The organism is Mariniflexile sp. AS56 (assembly GCF_030552475.1).
Taxonomy (GTDB): domain Bacteria; phylum Bacteroidota; class Bacteroidia; order Flavobacteriales; family Flavobacteriaceae; genus Mariniflexile.
Genome location: NZ_JAUPED010000024.1, coordinates 19,200 through 36,117, shown reverse-complemented (window position 1 = coordinate 36,117; position 16,918 = coordinate 19,200). Strand labels below are relative to the sequence as shown.

Genomic DNA, 16,918 nt, shown 5'->3' with positions numbered 1-16,918 from the left:
TTTTCTCATAATACTGTTTAAAATTAATAATTATTTTACACTTTTAAACAGTTCGGTTATAGGGGAAGCTTACAAAAACCTAAAGAACGCTTTTTTTGGAGTGTTTAAGTAGAATATAAACTATCAAATTTCATCTAAAAGCTAAAGCAATGAATTAGAAACCAATACCTGCTTTTTTGAAAAATTATGCCCCAATAATTGCCAAACTTGAGGAAGAATTAGAACACCTAGAAGCCAACAGTGAAAACATCGTTGATATTGCCGAATCAGCAATTATTCTAATAAAAAAAGCATTAGAAGATTCTAGGCATATTGTAGTTAAATCAAAGTTTTCAAGTAAGGTAGACGAAATATAATTCTTTTAAAAATATAAACCTCAAATACTTAGTAAGCTAATTTATTATGTAAAATTATTTAGCATAGAAAGTAAAAGACCACGAAGTAGTAATAAATCTTACATTCTTCTAACTTGAAAAGCATTTAATACCGGCAAGCCTTTTATTTTCTCAAAATCGATAATAATGCCTTTACCACTAGTAACCTGAATTTCGTATTTAATCTGGACTGCTTTTTCCGAGCCATAGCGTGCTCTTAAGTTAAATTGTTTTTCAACATAAACAGTATTGATTAGAATGTTATAAACCCGATCTGAAATATCTTCCTTTACTTTATCGTCTCCTAGATTATAGACTAATTTTTCGTGTTCTTTATCCGATTCTAGTTCTGCCCAATGTAAGGTTATCGCATATTTCCCATCCGGAACATCAAGTTTAAATTGCTCTATTCCCACACGCTGTGTTTGATAAATGGGATCGTTTTCTGAATCGATAATATCTAGCTCTGAACTCGGTAAACTACCGTATTTCGTTTTAGGTTGGTAAGGCTCACCGCCAACAAATCCCCAACTACCTGCTTGGTATGCTTTTTCTGGAATCCAAATGATGCTTTGTTTTTTATCTTCATATATTCTCTTTGAACCTAAAAGTACATTTAGCTGATAAAATTCATCTTTATAATCCGAAAACTTATTGGGTGCTAACCTAAAATCGACATCCATAACATCTACAAAAGTCTTTGAATCAATGACACTTTTAGCAACCAAAGCATTAGTTCCATTTACAAATGGTATTGAAAAACGAGCGATATTGTTTTTAACCTCAACATTATAAGTTTTTCCATTATGTAATAATTCTACCGAATTACCATTACTATAAACCGTAACAGGCTGCGTACAATGTTGCGTGCCTGACTCGGCAACGCCACCACGAATTGTCCATTGGTTTTGCCCAAACTTAACCACAGGCTCCTTAGAAAGATAGGTTTTATATAACCACCATGTATCTTTCTTTTCTCTGTTTAAAGTTGTAATACCCTTTAAATTGGTTCGTGGCAAAGCATAACCTCGAGATTCGGAATAAAAATCGTTTAAATTCCAAATATTAGCTCCAACAATAAAAGGCCTTTCTACTATAGATTTTAAGTAATGTTCGTGGTATTTATTACCATATTCTACAGTATAATCAAATCGATTCGATTCGAAGGAATGCAATCTAGGATGTACGTCTGCTCCATATTCTGTTACAATTAAAGCTTGGTTAGGGAACAATTCATGGAGCTCATCAAGATTTTCATCAAACCCCTTAAAAACCCCACCATACCAACCTTGGTATAAATTCCAACCAAGAATCATAGGCACCGCAGTTAAACCTGCATCTTTGTAACGACTGATAGCACCGTGATTAGGAATCATAGTATATCGACTAGAATCGAGTTCTCGAATATGAGCTTCTATTTTAGACGCCAGTTGGGTGACGTTTTTTGCATAAATTTCGTAACGTGCTTTTTCTGTTTTTTGACTAAATGGTAAACGTAAAAGCACCTCATTCATATACGCCCAAATAATAAGAGATGGGTGGTTGTTGTTTTGTTTTACCATTTCCTCTGCCATAACAAGGCAGTTTTCGGTAAAGGCTTCCGATTCGGTAATGGCGTTTACAATAGGAATTTCTACTGAAGCTAAAATACCAAGTTTGTCGCACATTTCTAGCACGGTTGGATCTTGCGGATAGTGTGCAATTCTTAAAAAATTACCACCCATTTCTTTTAGCAATCGTATATCGCGCATGTGCATTTCATCGGATAATGCATTCCCTTTTTTTAAATAATCTTGATGCCTGTTTGTACCTATTAATTTTAAATGCTCACCGTTAAGGAAAAACCCTTTTTCTGGGTCGAAGTTAAACCACCGTAACCCTAAAGGCTCAATAGATTGATCTAAAACCTCTCCCGTTTTGGCATCTTCAATTTGGGTAATTACGTTATACAAATACGGATTATCGGGCGACCATAACTGCGGGTTTTTAATAGTAAAAGCCTCTAAAACCGTTTTGTTTTTTTCGTTTTTGCTGAATTTTACTTTTTTAGTAGTGGTTGCAACCGTTTGTCCATACTTATCAATAATTCGATTTACAAGGTTAACAGCTTTATTGCCAATCAATTCATTTTTAATCAGGCTTTTTACCTCAACTTTAGCTATAGTTTTTGAAACCTCAGGTGTGCTAATGTAAACACCCGACGTACTATAATCGTCCATTGAAAAATAAATAGCGCTACGTTTAAGTAAAAACACATCGCGATAAATACCACCAAAAAATGTGAAATCGGCAGATAGTGGTGGAATGTCAATATTATGACTGTTATCTACTTTTACAGCCAAAATATTGTCTTGACCATATTTTAAAAATGATGAAATATCGAAATGAAACCTTGTGTAACCGCCTTTGTGCTGCCCTACCCTTTTTCCATTTACATACAAATCGGCCACTTGGTTTGCACCTTCGAAATAAATGAAGGTTTTAGTTTTTGGACGCTCTTCTTCTGCTATAAATATGCTTTTTTTATACCAACCAATACCGCGATAATAGCCTGGTGTATCGTCTGTCGCATCTATATTATTCCATGTATGCGGAATGTTTATTGTTTCCCATTGGGCTTCTTTTTCTGTTGAAGAATTTTCAATCTTAGAAACATCTATATCGCCCTTATAAAACACCCAATTATTATTAATGGTGAATTTTTGATGCGATTGAGACCATCCATTAAAAACAGCAGCGATGGTAAACATTAAAACATAAATATTTTTTCTCATTTTCAATAGTAATAGTTAATCAATATTTTCGAATACGCCACGATCTGGACTTCCTTGTATTGGATTTCCTAAAAAGTCAATCATTGGGTGTCCATCAATTTTTACACCCTTATTAATATCCGGAGATTCATCTTTTAATAAGAATCTTAAATAAGACTTCCAATTAGTTCTAGCAGGCATAGCACTTTTAAACTGCGGATTCAATTTACTTTTAGCTGAATCTTTAGGCTCGTTTATTATATCTCCAAAAAAGGTATTGGCTTGAAAAGTGGTACTGGTACTTTTAGTAAATTCAAACATATTCCCTTCGCCTAATGAATAAAATATATTGTTTTTGTATTCCGTATTATCCGGATATCCGTTCCAGCTTTTATGATAAATAAGCTGCACTGCATCATGCGCCTTACCTGCAAAAAAGACGTTGTTATAAATTTTAGTATTTGTAGTAGTACCAGAGTTCCTTACAATATGATGGGCATTGTCTTCAAAAATATTATACCTAATAATTGTGCCATCATTAAAACTAGTTTTACTGGCTCCGTCGTTACAAATAAGGATGCCTCCATGACCGTTATGATGACTATAATTGTACTGAAATATGGTGTTTTTACAATTCCAATCACTATCAAAACCACCTGCATCTACATCTGGTTTATGGTCCCAACTATCGGCTTTACTATTATAATAGGTGTACGACGCCTCGTTATACTGAAAAAGGGCATTATCACAATTAAATGGGAAAGATGCATTACCGCTACCTTTAATGCCATTATATGTAAACAAACAATATTCTACTAATGGTGATTTTGCTACCCTAACAATTAAAGCATTAGCACCAGCTTTTTCGAATCTATTGTTTCTAAAAACAACATTTGTATTTGGATACCAATTGTGAATTTTACCATTTGCTAGCGTTTCTCCCCAACTGCTATTTAAAGATCTACGGTCCCAAACAGATTTGTTAGACCAACCCGTTCTATCTACATTATGAATATAGCAGCCTTCAACATACAAACCATCGAAATTAGATTTTCTCTGTTGTGAAACGATTTTATCTCTAGTAATTTCAACAAAAACACCTCCATTATCTTTGGTACTCATATCACCATTTACATGGCAAATTTCTAAATTAATTAATTGAATATCGTGAAGTGTCCCGCAATCCTTTCCTTCTATATAAATTCCCATTTTAGGCGCATATACATAAGTCGCATTATTTTTTATTGGATACTCCCTTGGCGTTTCTGAAACGGCATAATTTTTAATTTTTAAATCGCGTAATTCTAAATATTCTTGATTAAAGAATCGAATAGTATAAGATACAGATTCTCCATTAGCAATGCTACCAGCAGCATCTAAAATAGGTATTGGTCCCGAACCGTAAGCTCCAAAAACTATGCGTTTGTTTTTAACACCACTTCCCTTTGGTATAAAGTTACCTTTCCAGGAACCACCTCTTCTAAAAAGCACAGAATCACCTGGTTTTAACGGCAATTGATTTAATTTTTCGATGCTTTTAAACGGCGCTTCTTTACTTGTACCATTGTTGGTGTCTTGCCCAATAAGATCGTCCACAAAATAGGTGGTTTGGGCTTGCAACAAGGCAGACATAAAAACAAAAACGTAAACAATTCTATTTCCCATTATAATTTTAAGCGTTTTGATTTTATTATTTTTCTGAAATTAGTTTTAACATTTCGATGGCATACCGTTTTCCTAAAAGTCGCTGACTTGCACTATCAAAATGTGTTTTATCTATGGTTGATGTGTTTTCAGTAGTAACAACACCTGTATTTTTAACCGTGTTTGGCAACTCCAAAATCATGGCATTAAAATTATTTCGTAGTGGTTTATCTGGTGATAATTGTCCGGCAACAAATGGTAAATTAGGTACGTTCAAATCTTTTCTCACAGCTTCAATTAATGCTGTTATTTTTGGCATATATTGTTTATACTTTCTTGAATTCGCTTCACCTTGGTGCCAAATAACACCTTTTAAAACACCATCTTTCATGGCTTTTTTCACTTGACTTATGGCTTCATTATAAAAGGTCTTTCCTGGTTCCCATTCTTCAATAGACGTACCGCCTTTGGCATTAACAATCAATCCTATTTTTTGATTTGGCATGGCTTGAGCCATTTCTTTTGCAAAACCATAACTAGGACCTGTTTTTTGCATTTTTAAATCCTTTCTAATCGTAGAATATTTATTTAAAGGATTTGCTCCTTTTTCCCATGGCTTATTTTCAGTACCAGTAAATAGAAATACATTTGGAATGCTATCTTGATCTTGCAATTCTATGGGTGCTCTCCCCGCCATATTAGATTGCCCAATACATAGGTAAAGATCCATTGTTTGGGTATTACTTTTTGCTAAACTAGATGTTGATTTACATTGATACAAAAAAACAACACATACCAATAAAAGTATTTTGAATTTATTCATTTAATAATTTTATTTTCAATTAATTTTCTATTCTTTTTTTTCAAAAAGCCATTATAATAATTCGACCTTAAAAATGCCTTTCGGAATGATAACGGTAACATTATCCGCTTTAGAATTAACTATAGGGACTTTTATACCATCAATTTTTACTGCTGAAACACCCGCTGCATAAAAAGTCACTTTAGTTCCGGGAGAAACAATCTTTCCTTTTACTCCTTTAACGTCAACTCGAGTATTCATGGATAGTGCAACTGAAGCTTCGGATTGAAACCCTATTAGCGTATCTTGCACTGATTTAAAGGATAATCCCTTTACAAAATAAGAAACCAATTTCCTTCCTAGTTTTCTGTAAACTATATCTTCTCCTTGAAAAGATTCTAAACCACGTTTTCCTAATACATTTCCACCAGAGGTAAGTGCTACATCTACAACCTGACTTTGAGTAATTTCACTACCTGAATAATCGCCAGTTTTGATTCTCTTTAAATCTCCTGCTTTATGAGTTTTATCACCAGGAAATAGCACGGTTAAAATATCGGCTTGTTGGTTGCGTGTATTGTAATTAACATACATATAATCTGAAGCAAAGGCGTACCCAGATCTATCTTGATTGGCTGTCTTTTTTAATTCTACCGATGCTGGTTCTGTTCCTAAAAAGGTTGTTAATGTAGCCTTGTTATCAGAATACAAACGAGGCCCTGCATTTCCTTTTTCTATTTTAATTTCAGAAAAATATTCGGTAGCATCCTTAACGGTATTTAAAATTGCTGAATTAGGATGCCACACAACATTTACATTATCTTCTGGTTTATGTGTTGTTACATGATCCATAATCACATAATAGCCATTAACATTATTGGAAGGTTGCATGAATACTACATCTCTAAAATGAGTTCCTTCTATAGCTTTAGTACTAGAGCCTCTAAAATATTCTATATCCTGTCCTATTATGCCTTCAATAATACCATCTCCCACTTTTGAGGTATGTCTTTTCCCGCCTATCATTAACGCATTAGCTGCTTCTGAATTTGAATGCATAAAATCGAAAGTAGCTGTTACTCCGTTTATAGTAGCATTGGTATTAGGCCCATCGTATCCCGCATTACGAATTAAAATTTCACCATATCCGGCCAATGCCAATGCGTTAGTTTCATAATGGGTATGATATTCAATATTCCCCTTAAGATTCATCATACTCATATAAAGGCCGTTGGTAGATTGATCTTTGGATTTTAAAGCACCATAATTTTCAAATAAACGACTTGGTGCTAATTCTGCATCATCGGTATTAAATTCTAATGGATTATTTTTTGCAGCTGTTCCTGCCATAATTAGGTAATTTGACAAATGCCCTTTTAAAACACCTTCTGAAACACCAGCACCTTCACGTAATACCCACATAGCATATTTATAGGCTTCTGGTGAAAACCGAGCGGCCGAAACGATATGTGGTGACAAAATGATATTCCCTTCTTCAATATCCCATGGCTTTTGAACTTCGGTATTTCGTGAATCGCCGTACAGTAAAATTCTTCCGAAAGGCGCTGTAGCATAACCATATATAAATTCTTTTAATCCTACAATTCCTGGGTTACTGTAATATTCGTTATACCCCATATATTCCATAATATCTAACATGGTGTTTTTGGCTGCACGTTCAATGGAGTTCCATCGTTGTACGCAGTAGCCATTACCTGCAGGTGATACTCCGTCATTAGGCATATAGTGCTCTGATAATCCTATATCAAATTCTTTTTTTGCATTTAGAAATTTGGCGTCGTCTCCAATATATTTATAATACATCATTCTCATAGCCCATCCATGAGGATCCCATTTTCCAATTACTAAGGCCATTATTTTATCTTCTAGCCAACTTTCATATTTAGAAAGAACCTCAGCATCCAAATCATATCGAATAACATCGAGTGCCAAAAGGGCATAAAACAATTCATGAGAGCGTACAGAAGATGTAGCGGCGCCATTACCAATTACAATAGTTTGAATTCTAGTTTCGAATTTATTTTTAATAGCACTAATATATTTAGCTTTATTTACAGGGTCTAGAATATAGGCTAGCGCATTAGCTCCCATAACATCTCGGGTTTCACCATCTCCTAGATTTGCAATGGAAATAGCACTGGTTTTCATCGCTCCAAACATTTTAGAAGTCGTTGCCAGTTTTCTCCAATAGGCGTAATCGCTAGTATCAATAATGTTTCCTGAATACCCCTGACGTGGTATAAACACCGTACAAAAAAATACAATTAAAACTAATTTGGTAGCACCATTAGTTACTTTCATGTTATTATCACTATTTAATTTATCTGCTATTAATTCGTTTAAATTCTCTATTACTATAATAGCTCCTGCATCTTCATAATATTAAATCGTCTATTCTCGCTTTTTAAAATTAGAGCGTCACCGCTACTTGGACTGCTCATAACCCAATACCGCATGTGGTTCTTGCAACATTCCTTTCATATCTTCGATGATAGCTTTATATTTATCATTACTTAAATGCACTAGGTTATTCCATTCATTTGGATCGTTTTCCTGGTTATAAAGTTCCTGAGAACCATCAAAGTATTCTGTAAATCGATACGAACCATATTTCACAGTAGCATATTTCCCTCTTCTGAAGGTATAAGCTGGGTGTTTCCATTCAAGGCTAGTATTTTTTATAAGAGGAACTAGACTTTGCCCTTCAACTTGTTTATTTTCAGGTAATCCGCAAAGCTCTAATAGTGTTGGATAAAGGTCAATAAGTTGAACGTTAGATTCAACCGGTTTCGCAATACCGTTTATTGAACTAGATCTAGGATCCTTTATGATTAATGGCACTTTAGTTGAACGATCCCACGCCGTGTGTTTTTGAAACCTACTTTTTTCTCCCATATGAAATCCGTGATCCGACCATAAAACGACAATGGTATTATCTCTATACGGACTCTTTTCTAGGGCATCTAATATTTTTCCAACCTGAGTATCTGTAAAGGTTATGCAAGCCATATAAGCCTGAAGCATTTTCCGCCATTGGTTATTCTTAATTGCCCATGGTACATCGGGATACGAGTTCCAAACCGATTCGGCTGCTTCAGGAATATCATCATAATCATCGGCTTTATAAGGCGGAAGTTCGATGTCATCAAGAGGATACATGTCTAAATATTTCTGTTGAATATATAAAGGCGTATGCGGACGCATAAAACCTGTCATTAAGAAGAATGGTTTATCGTGTTCCTGTGATAGTTGATCTACAGCCCACTCAGCGGCTTTATAATCACTCATTTCATTTTCTGGTTTGTGTATTGGGCCCCAATCTAAAAGTCCTTTTGAGCCGAACCAGTTTAGTCTTCTCTTTTTTCCATTTTCATCTAAATTAAAGTCCCATGAACCACGACCGTGAGATACATCAACTGTCTCTTCGGGAACGTGGTGATGAAGGAGCTTACCAGCTGCCATCGTCTTATAACCATAATCCGAAAAATATTGATAAATCAATGAAGAACCTTTTTCTTTAACAGCGTTAACAACCTCTTCATCCTCCCTCTGTATACTGCCTTCCATTCCGAAGCCCAAACTGTGATAATACATTCCAGACATTACGCTCGCCCGTGAAGGACCACAAACCGCATATTGACAATGGGCTGAATTAAAAAAAGTTCCTTGAGAAGCTAAAGCATCCATATTTGGAGTAATAGTTTGGTTATTGCCCATATAACCTGCCCAGTCATTTAGGTCATCGACCGCAATAAACAGTACATTTGGTTTCTTTTCTGTTTTTACTTTTTTAGATGAAGAACAGCTTGCAAAAAGACCTAAACTTATAAAAAGGAGAACGATTCGTTTCATAGGGTAATATTCTTTATTAGTAATAAAAATTGTTTTAATCGATTATCGTAGCCACTTAGGAATAGTGTTATTAGCTTCCCATTCTTTTACAATACCATCTAATTTATCGCCTTCCCATTCGGTTGAACCGGCAGGAATAGCATCCTGTTTTGGCAACCATTTTTTATGTGTTTCAATAATCTCAGCATATTCAGGATTACCAGCTAAATTAATGTGTTCTCCAGGATCGATTTTATGATTGTATAATTCTTCGCCGCCATTGCGATACCTAATGTATCTCCAATCGTTACTCCTTACTGCATGGTTTTTGTAATACCATGTTGTTAATATAGATCGCTCTGTTTTTGTTTCTGGTGCATTAATTAAAGGCACCATACTTTCGCCTTCTAATTTTGGTAATTCAGGAAGACTACAAAGTTCTGTTAATGTAGGATATACATCTAAAAGGCTAACCACCTGGCTGCTTTTCTGCCCGTTACTTTTGTTATTTGGTACTTTGAAATATAACGGCACTTTTGTAGCTTCTTCCCAAAGGGCTTGTTTTCTAAAATGTCTTTTTTCTCCTAGATGCTGCCCATGATCGGACCACAAAACTATAATGGTGTTTTTTCCATTCGGACTTTTCTCTAAAGCATCAATCACCTTTCCTATTTGCTCGTCTACAAAGGTTACGCAAGCTAAATACGATTGCACCAATTCTGGTAAAATTTCTTTTTTCTGGCTCACATCGCCCCAACCTCCACGAGGTGTGTAACCATAAGCAATGGCTTTTCCCATAATGGGAATATCTTCGAATTCATCTTCAGGAACTTCTGGTACAACAATATCCTCAATAGGGTATAAATCGAAATATTTTTTTGGTGCTGTATATGGTACATGCGGACGAATAAAACCAACTGCCATAAAAAATGGTTTATCTTGTTTTTGATTAAGCTTATCTATAGCCCAATTAGCTATTTGCTCATCATACATGCCTTTTTCAGGAATGTCTTCATCCTCTAAAGGGCCGCCACATAAGGAGTAAAATCTATTAGTATCCTTATAGTTTTCAATTATATCTTTTTCACCATAAAGTTCTACTAACTGACCTCCATTTTTTGGAAAAGGATAAAACATAGTACCTCGATACCCATAACCGTTTTCTTTTATATGCGGTTCCATATTTCTCCAAAATTGAGGCGAATATTCAGTCCAAAAATCATCTGTTTTATCTTTATAATCCGATTCGCCGCTATGGAAAACTTTCCCCGTAGCGTAGGTATTATAACCATTGTTTTTAAAATGTTCTGGTAGCATGTTATGATTTGCCATTACGGTTTCGTAATTCTTCTTCATATTAGCCGTAGAACTATACCAACCAGACGACGTGGGATGAATACCGCTAAGAATTGAGTTTCTAGAAGCCGTACAAACAGGTTGCGATGCATGGGCATTTGTAAATAAAACGCCTTCACTAAATAACTTATCCATGTTAGGTGTAATAGCCTGTGGATGTCCAAGTAATACGCCTTCCCAATCGTTTAAATCATCTACCGAAATAAAAAGCACGTTTGGCGGTGTATCTGTTGAAGTCTCTTTACTTTTAGTTGACAAACAACTTGATAAACACAAAAAAGTTATAAATATTACAAATATTTGTTTCATTATGAATTTTATTAGGATTCCGGTTTATTAGATTATTTTTTCAGTTTTGCCACTGCAATTCCAAATTCACCAGAAATAGAATAATAGAGATACACCTCGTTATTATCAATCAAAATAGCGGGATCTCTTAATTCATGAACTGGATTTCGAGAAAAACCATTTACAGATGTTTCAATAGGAAGATTAACACCTTCATAATCCTTTTCGGGTTTTAAAATTTCATTTGGATCACTAGCCCTCCAACTTTCCCATGTGCCTTCAGAAAGATTGACTTCACAATTAAGAATTCGTTCTGGAGTATCTCCCTTTTGAGAATAAAACACAACAAGTTTATCTCCATTTAAGCTTAGTGCTGTATGTCTTGCTTTTGGTAATATTAACGCGCCTTTCTTAAACGGTTGAATACCATCTTCCGAGCGATAAAAAGTACCTTTTACTAAAGCGTAATAACTAGATTGGTATTTGAAAACTCGAAAATATGAAGGCCCTAATACAGTATCCGATCCCTTAAAATTTAGCCCATCACTAGATGTACTAAAAAACGTTTTTTGGCCTTCTTTGTTATGGTTATAACCATGAAAATACATTCTCATGGTTTTTGTTTCATCATCTATAATAACATCAGGGGAAGCAATGTGACCTACTGCTGCGGTTTTATCAATATGAAGCACACCGGCTTTATAAATTGTCCATGGCCCTGCAGGCGAATCAGCATAAGCTAACCGAATAAATTCACCATGATGGTGCGCAAAATACATGTAATATTTTCCTAAAGGGTTTTCGACCCAATGCGGAACTTTAATAACCGAAGGACCATTAATATTACCTCCTATTTTGCCTTCTAGCCCATCCATTTCGGGAGAAATCATTGGGTTATTTTCTGCCCTAACAAACTTATAATTCCCCCAATCAATAATATCCGATTTGGATTTACAGGATGAAGCTCCTATAGTTATAAATAGGCAAATAAGCCCATATAATGCGCTGGAATGGTTCATATTATTTTTTGTTATTATCGAAATATGAGATTAAACTATAAACATTATTATTTACGGCTTCCATTTTTTTCATCATTGGGCCCCAAACTTCATATTCATTACTTACAATACCTTTATTAGCATCAATATTTGAAGGATCTACACCTTTAGCCGTTGGGTCGTTGTCTTGATATTTAAAATAATGCCAACCCACACAGTTTTTAGACTCCAATAAAGCTAGATTGTAATTTTGATAAAAAAGACCACGATCTTCTTGTGTACGTACAATCCATCCAGCTCCACTAGTATTTCCCATTCCAGAATCTTCTCCCTTTGTATAATACTCGGTAACTATAAAGGGTTTATCAGACCATTTTTCCCAATCGCGCATTTGTTCAGCATCTGGCGTCCAGTAATTGTAATAATTATTAGAAATGATATCGAGATATTTACCAGCCGTTTTCATAAATGCTTCGTGATTTTTTTCTTTAGCATAAAAACGTGAACCAATATACATATGGTTAGGATCGTACTTCTTAATGGCTTTAGAAATTATTGAAAAATATTTATCGGCTACAACAGCCATAAATAATTCACGATGATCGTTTGTAATTTCTTCCTTAGTAATTCCTTGTTCTTTTAACCAAGCGGCGCCGGCTTTATAACCATAATCGTCGGTTGCTAAACTTAAATAATTATCTAAAGCTTTAAATTTAAAAGGCATTTCGTTATCGGAAAAGTGTCCGAATAAATTAGGATCGTCTTTATACTGTAACAGTTTTTTAGCGTGCGTATCGCAAAAGGTTTCAAAATCTGGATCAAACACAAAAATAGCATCGTTTGGATATCCTGTATGTCCAGGTTGCTGGTGTGTGCCACCACGTTTGCGCCCGTAACTACTCATAAAATTCCAATTTACCGTATACGGAAATGGTTTTTCTAAGGTTTTATTTGCTTCTACAATAGCATCCACATCGCTCCAAGAACCTGCACTATTAAAACCATTGTCTTGTAACATGCTTAACGTTTGGTTTATCCAATTTTCCTTAGTTTGAAACTTTTTTGTAAACGCTGCTTGAGTACGTTCAGATTTTCCTGTATTGATACTATTTAATGCAATATTGAAATATTGAAAGCCTAATGGATCGATACCCCACCAACGATCGCCTATTTTTTTAACATGAAAAAAGCCTGTAGCTATTCCTGTTTGTTTACTTAAATCGCCGCCATACTTACTTATTTCTTGCTTAGTTTCAGGTACTTTATAACCCGGAAGAAATTCTACGGTTCGTGTTTTAAAAGGTTTATAATCTTTATAACTTCGAGTGCCGTCTTTATGATACACTTTTACCTTAGCATCGACCATTACATACTCTTTATTAGCATTTGTAGCAGGCTTTTCTTTAGGTTTAGCATTTACACAACCAACGAATAAACTTGCTAAAAATATAACAGATATCTTTTTCATGACTTTAATTTTTATTCAATTTTACCACTGATAATCTTTTCCTTCACGACTATCTTTCCATGATGCTTTAATTTTTTCTAGTTCCTCCATCATAGTTTTTAATACTTCTGGTTTTTCTGAAGCTAAATCATGTTTTTCTCCAGGATCGCTTTTTAAATCGAAAAGCATCATGCTATCTCCTTTATTCGGAATGCAAATTTTATATTGTCCACTAACCAATGCATAAAGTTCTGTTCCATTATACAAACGTTGATAACCTGAAGCGATAGGAGCGGTTCTTTCTTCGGAAGAGCCATTTAATAGTACTGGTTTTAAACTCACGCCATCCAAGGGAATTTTTTTGCTTGGTTTAATATCGAGGATATCTAAAATAGTAGGTAAATAATCTACCGTTGAAGCCTGATAATCTAACTTTTGATTGGCTTTAATTTTCCCTGGCCAAAGTGCTAAAGAAGGCACTCGTAAACCACCTTCGTACATAAGATGTTTATGCCCACGAAACGGCCCCGCAGAAGCAATTCCTTTTTTAGTAATTGGTCCCGAAGGCCCATTATCACTTGTAAAAAAGATAATGGTATTATCTTCAATGTTCTTTTCTTTTAAGAACTTACGTAAGCGCCCAATTTGATCGTCCATCGCTGTAATACAGCCATACAGGTGTTTTTGCCCTTCAGAAAGGTTTGGGTATTTTGCTAAATACTCTGGACCAGCAACCACAGGTTCGTGCGGTGTATGAAACCAAATAGTAGCTAAAAAGGGTTTATCTTCTAAAATTGATTTTTCTATAAAAGGAATGGCACGATCCATAATAATACGACTATCGTCGCCCTCTAAATTATCGGTTACAGGTGTTCCGTTTTCAATATAAATAGATCCGCCCCACGAACCGTCGTCCATAGCTCCCCAGCTTGTCCAACCTTCTGGTGTTTTTGTTGGATTCCATGTAGGAACAGCACTTTTAGTTGCAAATGCTTCATCGTATCCATGGTGCCATGGTGGGGAATAACTTCCTCTAGATTCCACTTTATCTGGTTCTATCCAACCTATATGCCATTTTCCAAAAAATCCTGTGGCATAACCTTCTTTCTTTAGATACTCTGGAATTGTTTTTTCTGCAGGTCTCATACCTCCTGTATGGGCTGCAAAAACGCCTTGCCTAAAAGGGCTTCTTCCTGTTAAAACACTTGCACGTGTAGGTGAACATAAAGGTGCTGCGGCATAAAAATTTTGAAGTATAACACCTTCTTTTGACATAGCATCTAAATGTGGTGTTATAATTTTTGTGTTTCCATTAAAACCTACATCACCGTAACCGAGGTCGTCAGCCATAATGAGTATGATGTTTGGAGTTTTTTTGATAGATGCATTATTTTGCGCATAACAGCCAAATATCATTAGATTGAATCCAATGACAAGTAACAACCTATTAGAATATGGCTTTCTCATATTTCCTTCTATTTACTCTTATTTAAATTATTTTTGAAGCGAACTGCCTTGTAGTTGAAACATCGGCTATGCTCAGCACAGAACTTTATTTTGGCCTTTATGCAAAAACCGAAACGCTGTATTCAAATTACCATTTTACTCATTCTTCATTGTTTTAAAAGGTACTCGATAAAATTTGATTTCATGAGAACCCCCATTTCAATGGGAAGTTCCAGAATAATTATCGTGGAATCTTATTCAATTAAATAGTTAAAAAAATCTACCTCACAATCCTTTAAGAAAGGAGGTAGATTTATAAAAGAACCTATTCATTGTCGTATCCAGGATTTTGAGTCATGGGGATTCCATTAGCATCAATGGCATCTTGAGGAATCGGCATTAATGTATGACGTTCATCTCCATTTGGAGCTCCAACTTTATTGTAAAGCTGAAACCTTTCATACCATTTACCTAAACGTACTAAAGTATATTTTCTATGTTCTTCAGAGTATAACTCTCTAGAACGTTCATCCAAAATAAAATCAATATCCACATCTCCAGCAGTTATTAAACTAGCGTTTGCACGCAATCTTAATTTATTAATAGATTTTGCAGCCCCTTCTAGATCTCCAGTGTTCATTTGTGCCTCTGCTAAAATTAAATAGGTTTCTGCTAATCTTAAATAAACTTGATCATTATAGCTCCTAGATCCAGCTAAATCCAATGGGTTAGCATAATCCCACTTTCTAGTACTTGGCCAATAATTATTTTGCTGTTTTTCATCTTTACCTTTCCAATCGAAAAATATAGTATCTCCAATGGCGCGTCCACTAGGAACATTATCAGGATTATTTAACACTTCATAATCTCGCCATGCAAAACGCCCTCCTCTATGATCAGAAGTCTCATATAATTCTAAAGCATAACGTGTTGGAGCAACTCGTTGTAAGCCTCTACCTCCATTTGCCACAGAAAACATAATGGTATTTGATTTACCATCAACTCTAATATCTTGGGACCTCGCTCGGTGCCAACGCCTCATAATATTATCTCCTCCTCCATTTACTTCCAGCTCATGCTGCATTACCCAAAGCACTTCCGTATTTCCTTCTGATTTGTTTGAGTTTCCATCTATAAACATATCAGTAAATGATGTACCTGGTTGATTTGCTCTGACACCATACCTTTCTGTAATTAAACTAAAAGGTCCTTTAGTTATTAAATCATTTGCTTTGGTTACCGCCTCTCCATCTCTTCCTAAAGTCAAGTATAATTCTGCTAAATAGTGCGTAGCTACACCTTTAACCACTTTTCCTCCATTTGAAGATGTTTCTGGTAAATGTTCTTCAGCAAATAATAAATCGGCTTCCATGGCTTCTCTAACCTTTCCTATTGGAGTTCGCACCCAATCTGTAATAACATTTGCTCCACTAGACTCTTCTAAAACTAATGGAATATCACCATATAAGCTAGAAAGATGTCTATAAACCCAAGCTCTTAGTAAACGAGCTTCACCAACGATTCTATTCTTCTCTTTGTCAGTCCAATCAATAGCTGGGTTTTTGGCTCTAGCTATAATTGTATTGGCCGCATTGTTCATTTCATACAACCAATTTAATAATTGACGATTACCAGAATATGTTGGTGTATTTCTAGCGTCAAGCTCATTGCCTCCTCTAGCCCAACCAGTGCGTTCGTTTCCATACATATTATCTGTACCTGTAACTGCTGGATCAATCATTAAATCATTTCCACTGCCATACGTATCCCCTCCTCTTTCTCTTCTGTATTGAGCATATAAACCATTCAATCCAACCTCAAATCCAGCTTTGTCTTTGTATAAATTATCTGCGGCTATATTAGCCCTCGGATCTTCTACTAATTCAAGATCCGAACATCCTACAAATACAGATCCTAAAAGTGTAAATGCTAAAATATATTTTATTGTTTTCATAGTG

Annotated in this window: 12 protein-coding genes; 2 read left to right on the top strand and 10 right to left on the bottom strand. The window is 35.3% G+C overall.

Going from position 1 to position 16,918, the window contains the following annotated elements:
* Positions 1–176: 176 nt before the first annotated feature.
* Both Q5N74_RS17735 and Q5N74_RS18995 read left to right on the top strand, forming a co-directional pair.
* Positions 177–356: a hypothetical protein gene (locus Q5N74_RS17735; RefSeq protein ID WP_304390334.1), complete on the top strand. Its 180-nt coding sequence runs from the start codon at positions 177–179 to the stop codon at positions 354–356.
* A 24-nt stretch (positions 357–380) separates the two neighbouring features.
* Positions 381–473, top strand: a complete 93-nt coding sequence (locus Q5N74_RS18995; protein WP_369686042.1) for a hypothetical protein — start codon at positions 381–383, stop codon at positions 471–473.
* Here the strand turns inward: Q5N74_RS18995 and Q5N74_RS17730 are convergent.
* The 10 genes from Q5N74_RS17730 to Q5N74_RS17685 form a co-directional block, all read right to left on the bottom strand.
* On the bottom strand, positions 455–3,148 hold the full coding sequence (locus tag Q5N74_RS17730; protein WP_304390333.1) for a glycoside hydrolase family 2 TIM barrel-domain containing protein: 2,694 nt from the start codon (positions 3,146–3,148) through the stop codon (positions 455–457). The genes Q5N74_RS18995 and Q5N74_RS17730 overlap by 19 nt on opposite strands.
* Positions 3,149–3,163: 15 nt before the next feature.
* On the bottom strand, positions 3,164–4,792 hold the full coding sequence (locus tag Q5N74_RS17725) for a right-handed parallel beta-helix repeat-containing protein (RefSeq protein WP_304390332.1): 1,629 nt from the start codon (positions 4,790–4,792) through the stop codon (positions 3,164–3,166).
* A 25-nt stretch (positions 4,793–4,817) separates the two neighbouring features.
* Entirely contained in the window at positions 4,818–5,501 is a 684-nt protein-coding gene (locus Q5N74_RS17720; RefSeq protein ID WP_304390331.1) for a sialate O-acetylesterase, read from the bottom strand.
* A gap of 144 nt (positions 5,502–5,645) precedes the next feature.
* Positions 5,646–7,895: a hypothetical protein gene (locus Q5N74_RS17715; protein WP_304390330.1), complete on the bottom strand. Its 2,250-nt coding sequence runs from the start codon at positions 7,893–7,895 to the stop codon at positions 5,646–5,648.
* Positions 7,896–8,018: 123 nt separating this feature from the next.
* The gene (locus Q5N74_RS17710) at positions 8,019–9,446 is read right to left on the bottom strand and encodes a sulfatase (RefSeq protein WP_304390329.1); all 1,428 of its coding nucleotides are present in this window, start codon (positions 9,444–9,446) and stop codon (positions 8,019–8,021) included.
* Positions 9,447–9,488: 42 nt separating this feature from the next.
* Positions 9,489–11,090 (bottom strand): sulfatase, encoded by a 1,602-nt coding sequence (locus tag Q5N74_RS17705; protein ID WP_304390328.1) that lies wholly within the window; start codon positions 11,088–11,090, stop codon positions 9,489–9,491.
* A 32-nt stretch (positions 11,091–11,122) separates the two neighbouring features.
* Positions 11,123–12,088 (bottom strand): hypothetical protein, encoded by a 966-nt coding sequence (locus Q5N74_RS17700; protein ID WP_304390327.1) that lies wholly within the window; start codon positions 12,086–12,088, stop codon positions 11,123–11,125.
* Position 12,089: 1 nt separating this feature from the next.
* Complete coding sequence (locus Q5N74_RS17695; RefSeq protein ID WP_304390326.1) at positions 12,090–13,535, bottom strand: hypothetical protein; 1,446 nt, start codon at positions 13,533–13,535, stop codon at positions 12,090–12,092.
* Between the two features lie 21 nt (positions 13,536–13,556).
* Positions 13,557–14,930 carry a sulfatase-like hydrolase/transferase gene (locus Q5N74_RS17690; protein ID WP_304390335.1) on the bottom strand — a complete coding sequence of 458 codons (1,374 nt, stop codon included), beginning with the start codon at positions 14,928–14,930 and terminating at the stop codon, positions 13,557–13,559.
* Between the two features lie 355 nt (positions 14,931–15,285).
* The gene (locus Q5N74_RS17685; RefSeq protein WP_304390325.1) at positions 15,286–16,914 is read right to left on the bottom strand and encodes a RagB/SusD family nutrient uptake outer membrane protein; all 1,629 of its coding nucleotides are present in this window, start codon (positions 16,912–16,914) and stop codon (positions 15,286–15,288) included.
* Positions 16,915–16,918: the final 4 nt, after the last annotated feature.

Excerpts from the sequence above, each read along its gene's own strand:
- Q5N74_RS17730 (WP_304390333.1), bottom strand. The coding sequence starts at position 3,148 with ATGAGAAAAAATATTTATGTTTTAATGTTTACCATCGCTGCTGTTTTT.
- Q5N74_RS17725 (WP_304390332.1), bottom strand. The coding sequence starts at position 4,792 with ATGGGAAATAGAATTGTTTACGTTTTTGTTTTTATGTCTGCCTTGTTG.
- Q5N74_RS17720 (WP_304390331.1), bottom strand. The coding sequence starts at position 5,501 with ATGGATCTTTACCTATGTATTGGGCAATCTAATATGGCGGGGAGAGCA.
- Q5N74_RS17715 (WP_304390330.1), bottom strand. The coding sequence starts at position 7,895 with ATGAAAGTAACTAATGGTGCTACCAAATTAGTTTTAATTGTATTTTTT.
- Q5N74_RS17710 (WP_304390329.1), bottom strand. The coding sequence starts at position 9,446 with ATGAAACGAATCGTTCTCCTTTTTATAAGTTTAGGTCTTTTTGCAAGC.
- Q5N74_RS17705 (WP_304390328.1), bottom strand. The coding sequence starts at position 11,090 with ATGAAACAAATATTTGTAATATTTATAACTTTTTTGTGTTTATCAAGT.
- Q5N74_RS17700 (WP_304390327.1), bottom strand. The coding sequence starts at position 12,088 with ATGAACCATTCCAGCGCATTATATGGGCTTATTTGCCTATTTATAACT.
- Q5N74_RS17695 (WP_304390326.1), bottom strand. The coding sequence starts at position 13,535 with ATGAAAAAGATATCTGTTATATTTTTAGCAAGTTTATTCGTTGGTTGT.
- Q5N74_RS17690 (WP_304390335.1), bottom strand. The coding sequence starts at position 14,930 with ATGATATTTGGCTGTTATGCGCAAAATAATGCATCTATCAAAAAAACT.
- Q5N74_RS17685 (WP_304390325.1), bottom strand. The coding sequence starts at position 16,914 with ATGAAAACAATAAAATATATTTTAGCATTTACACTTTTAGGATCTGTA.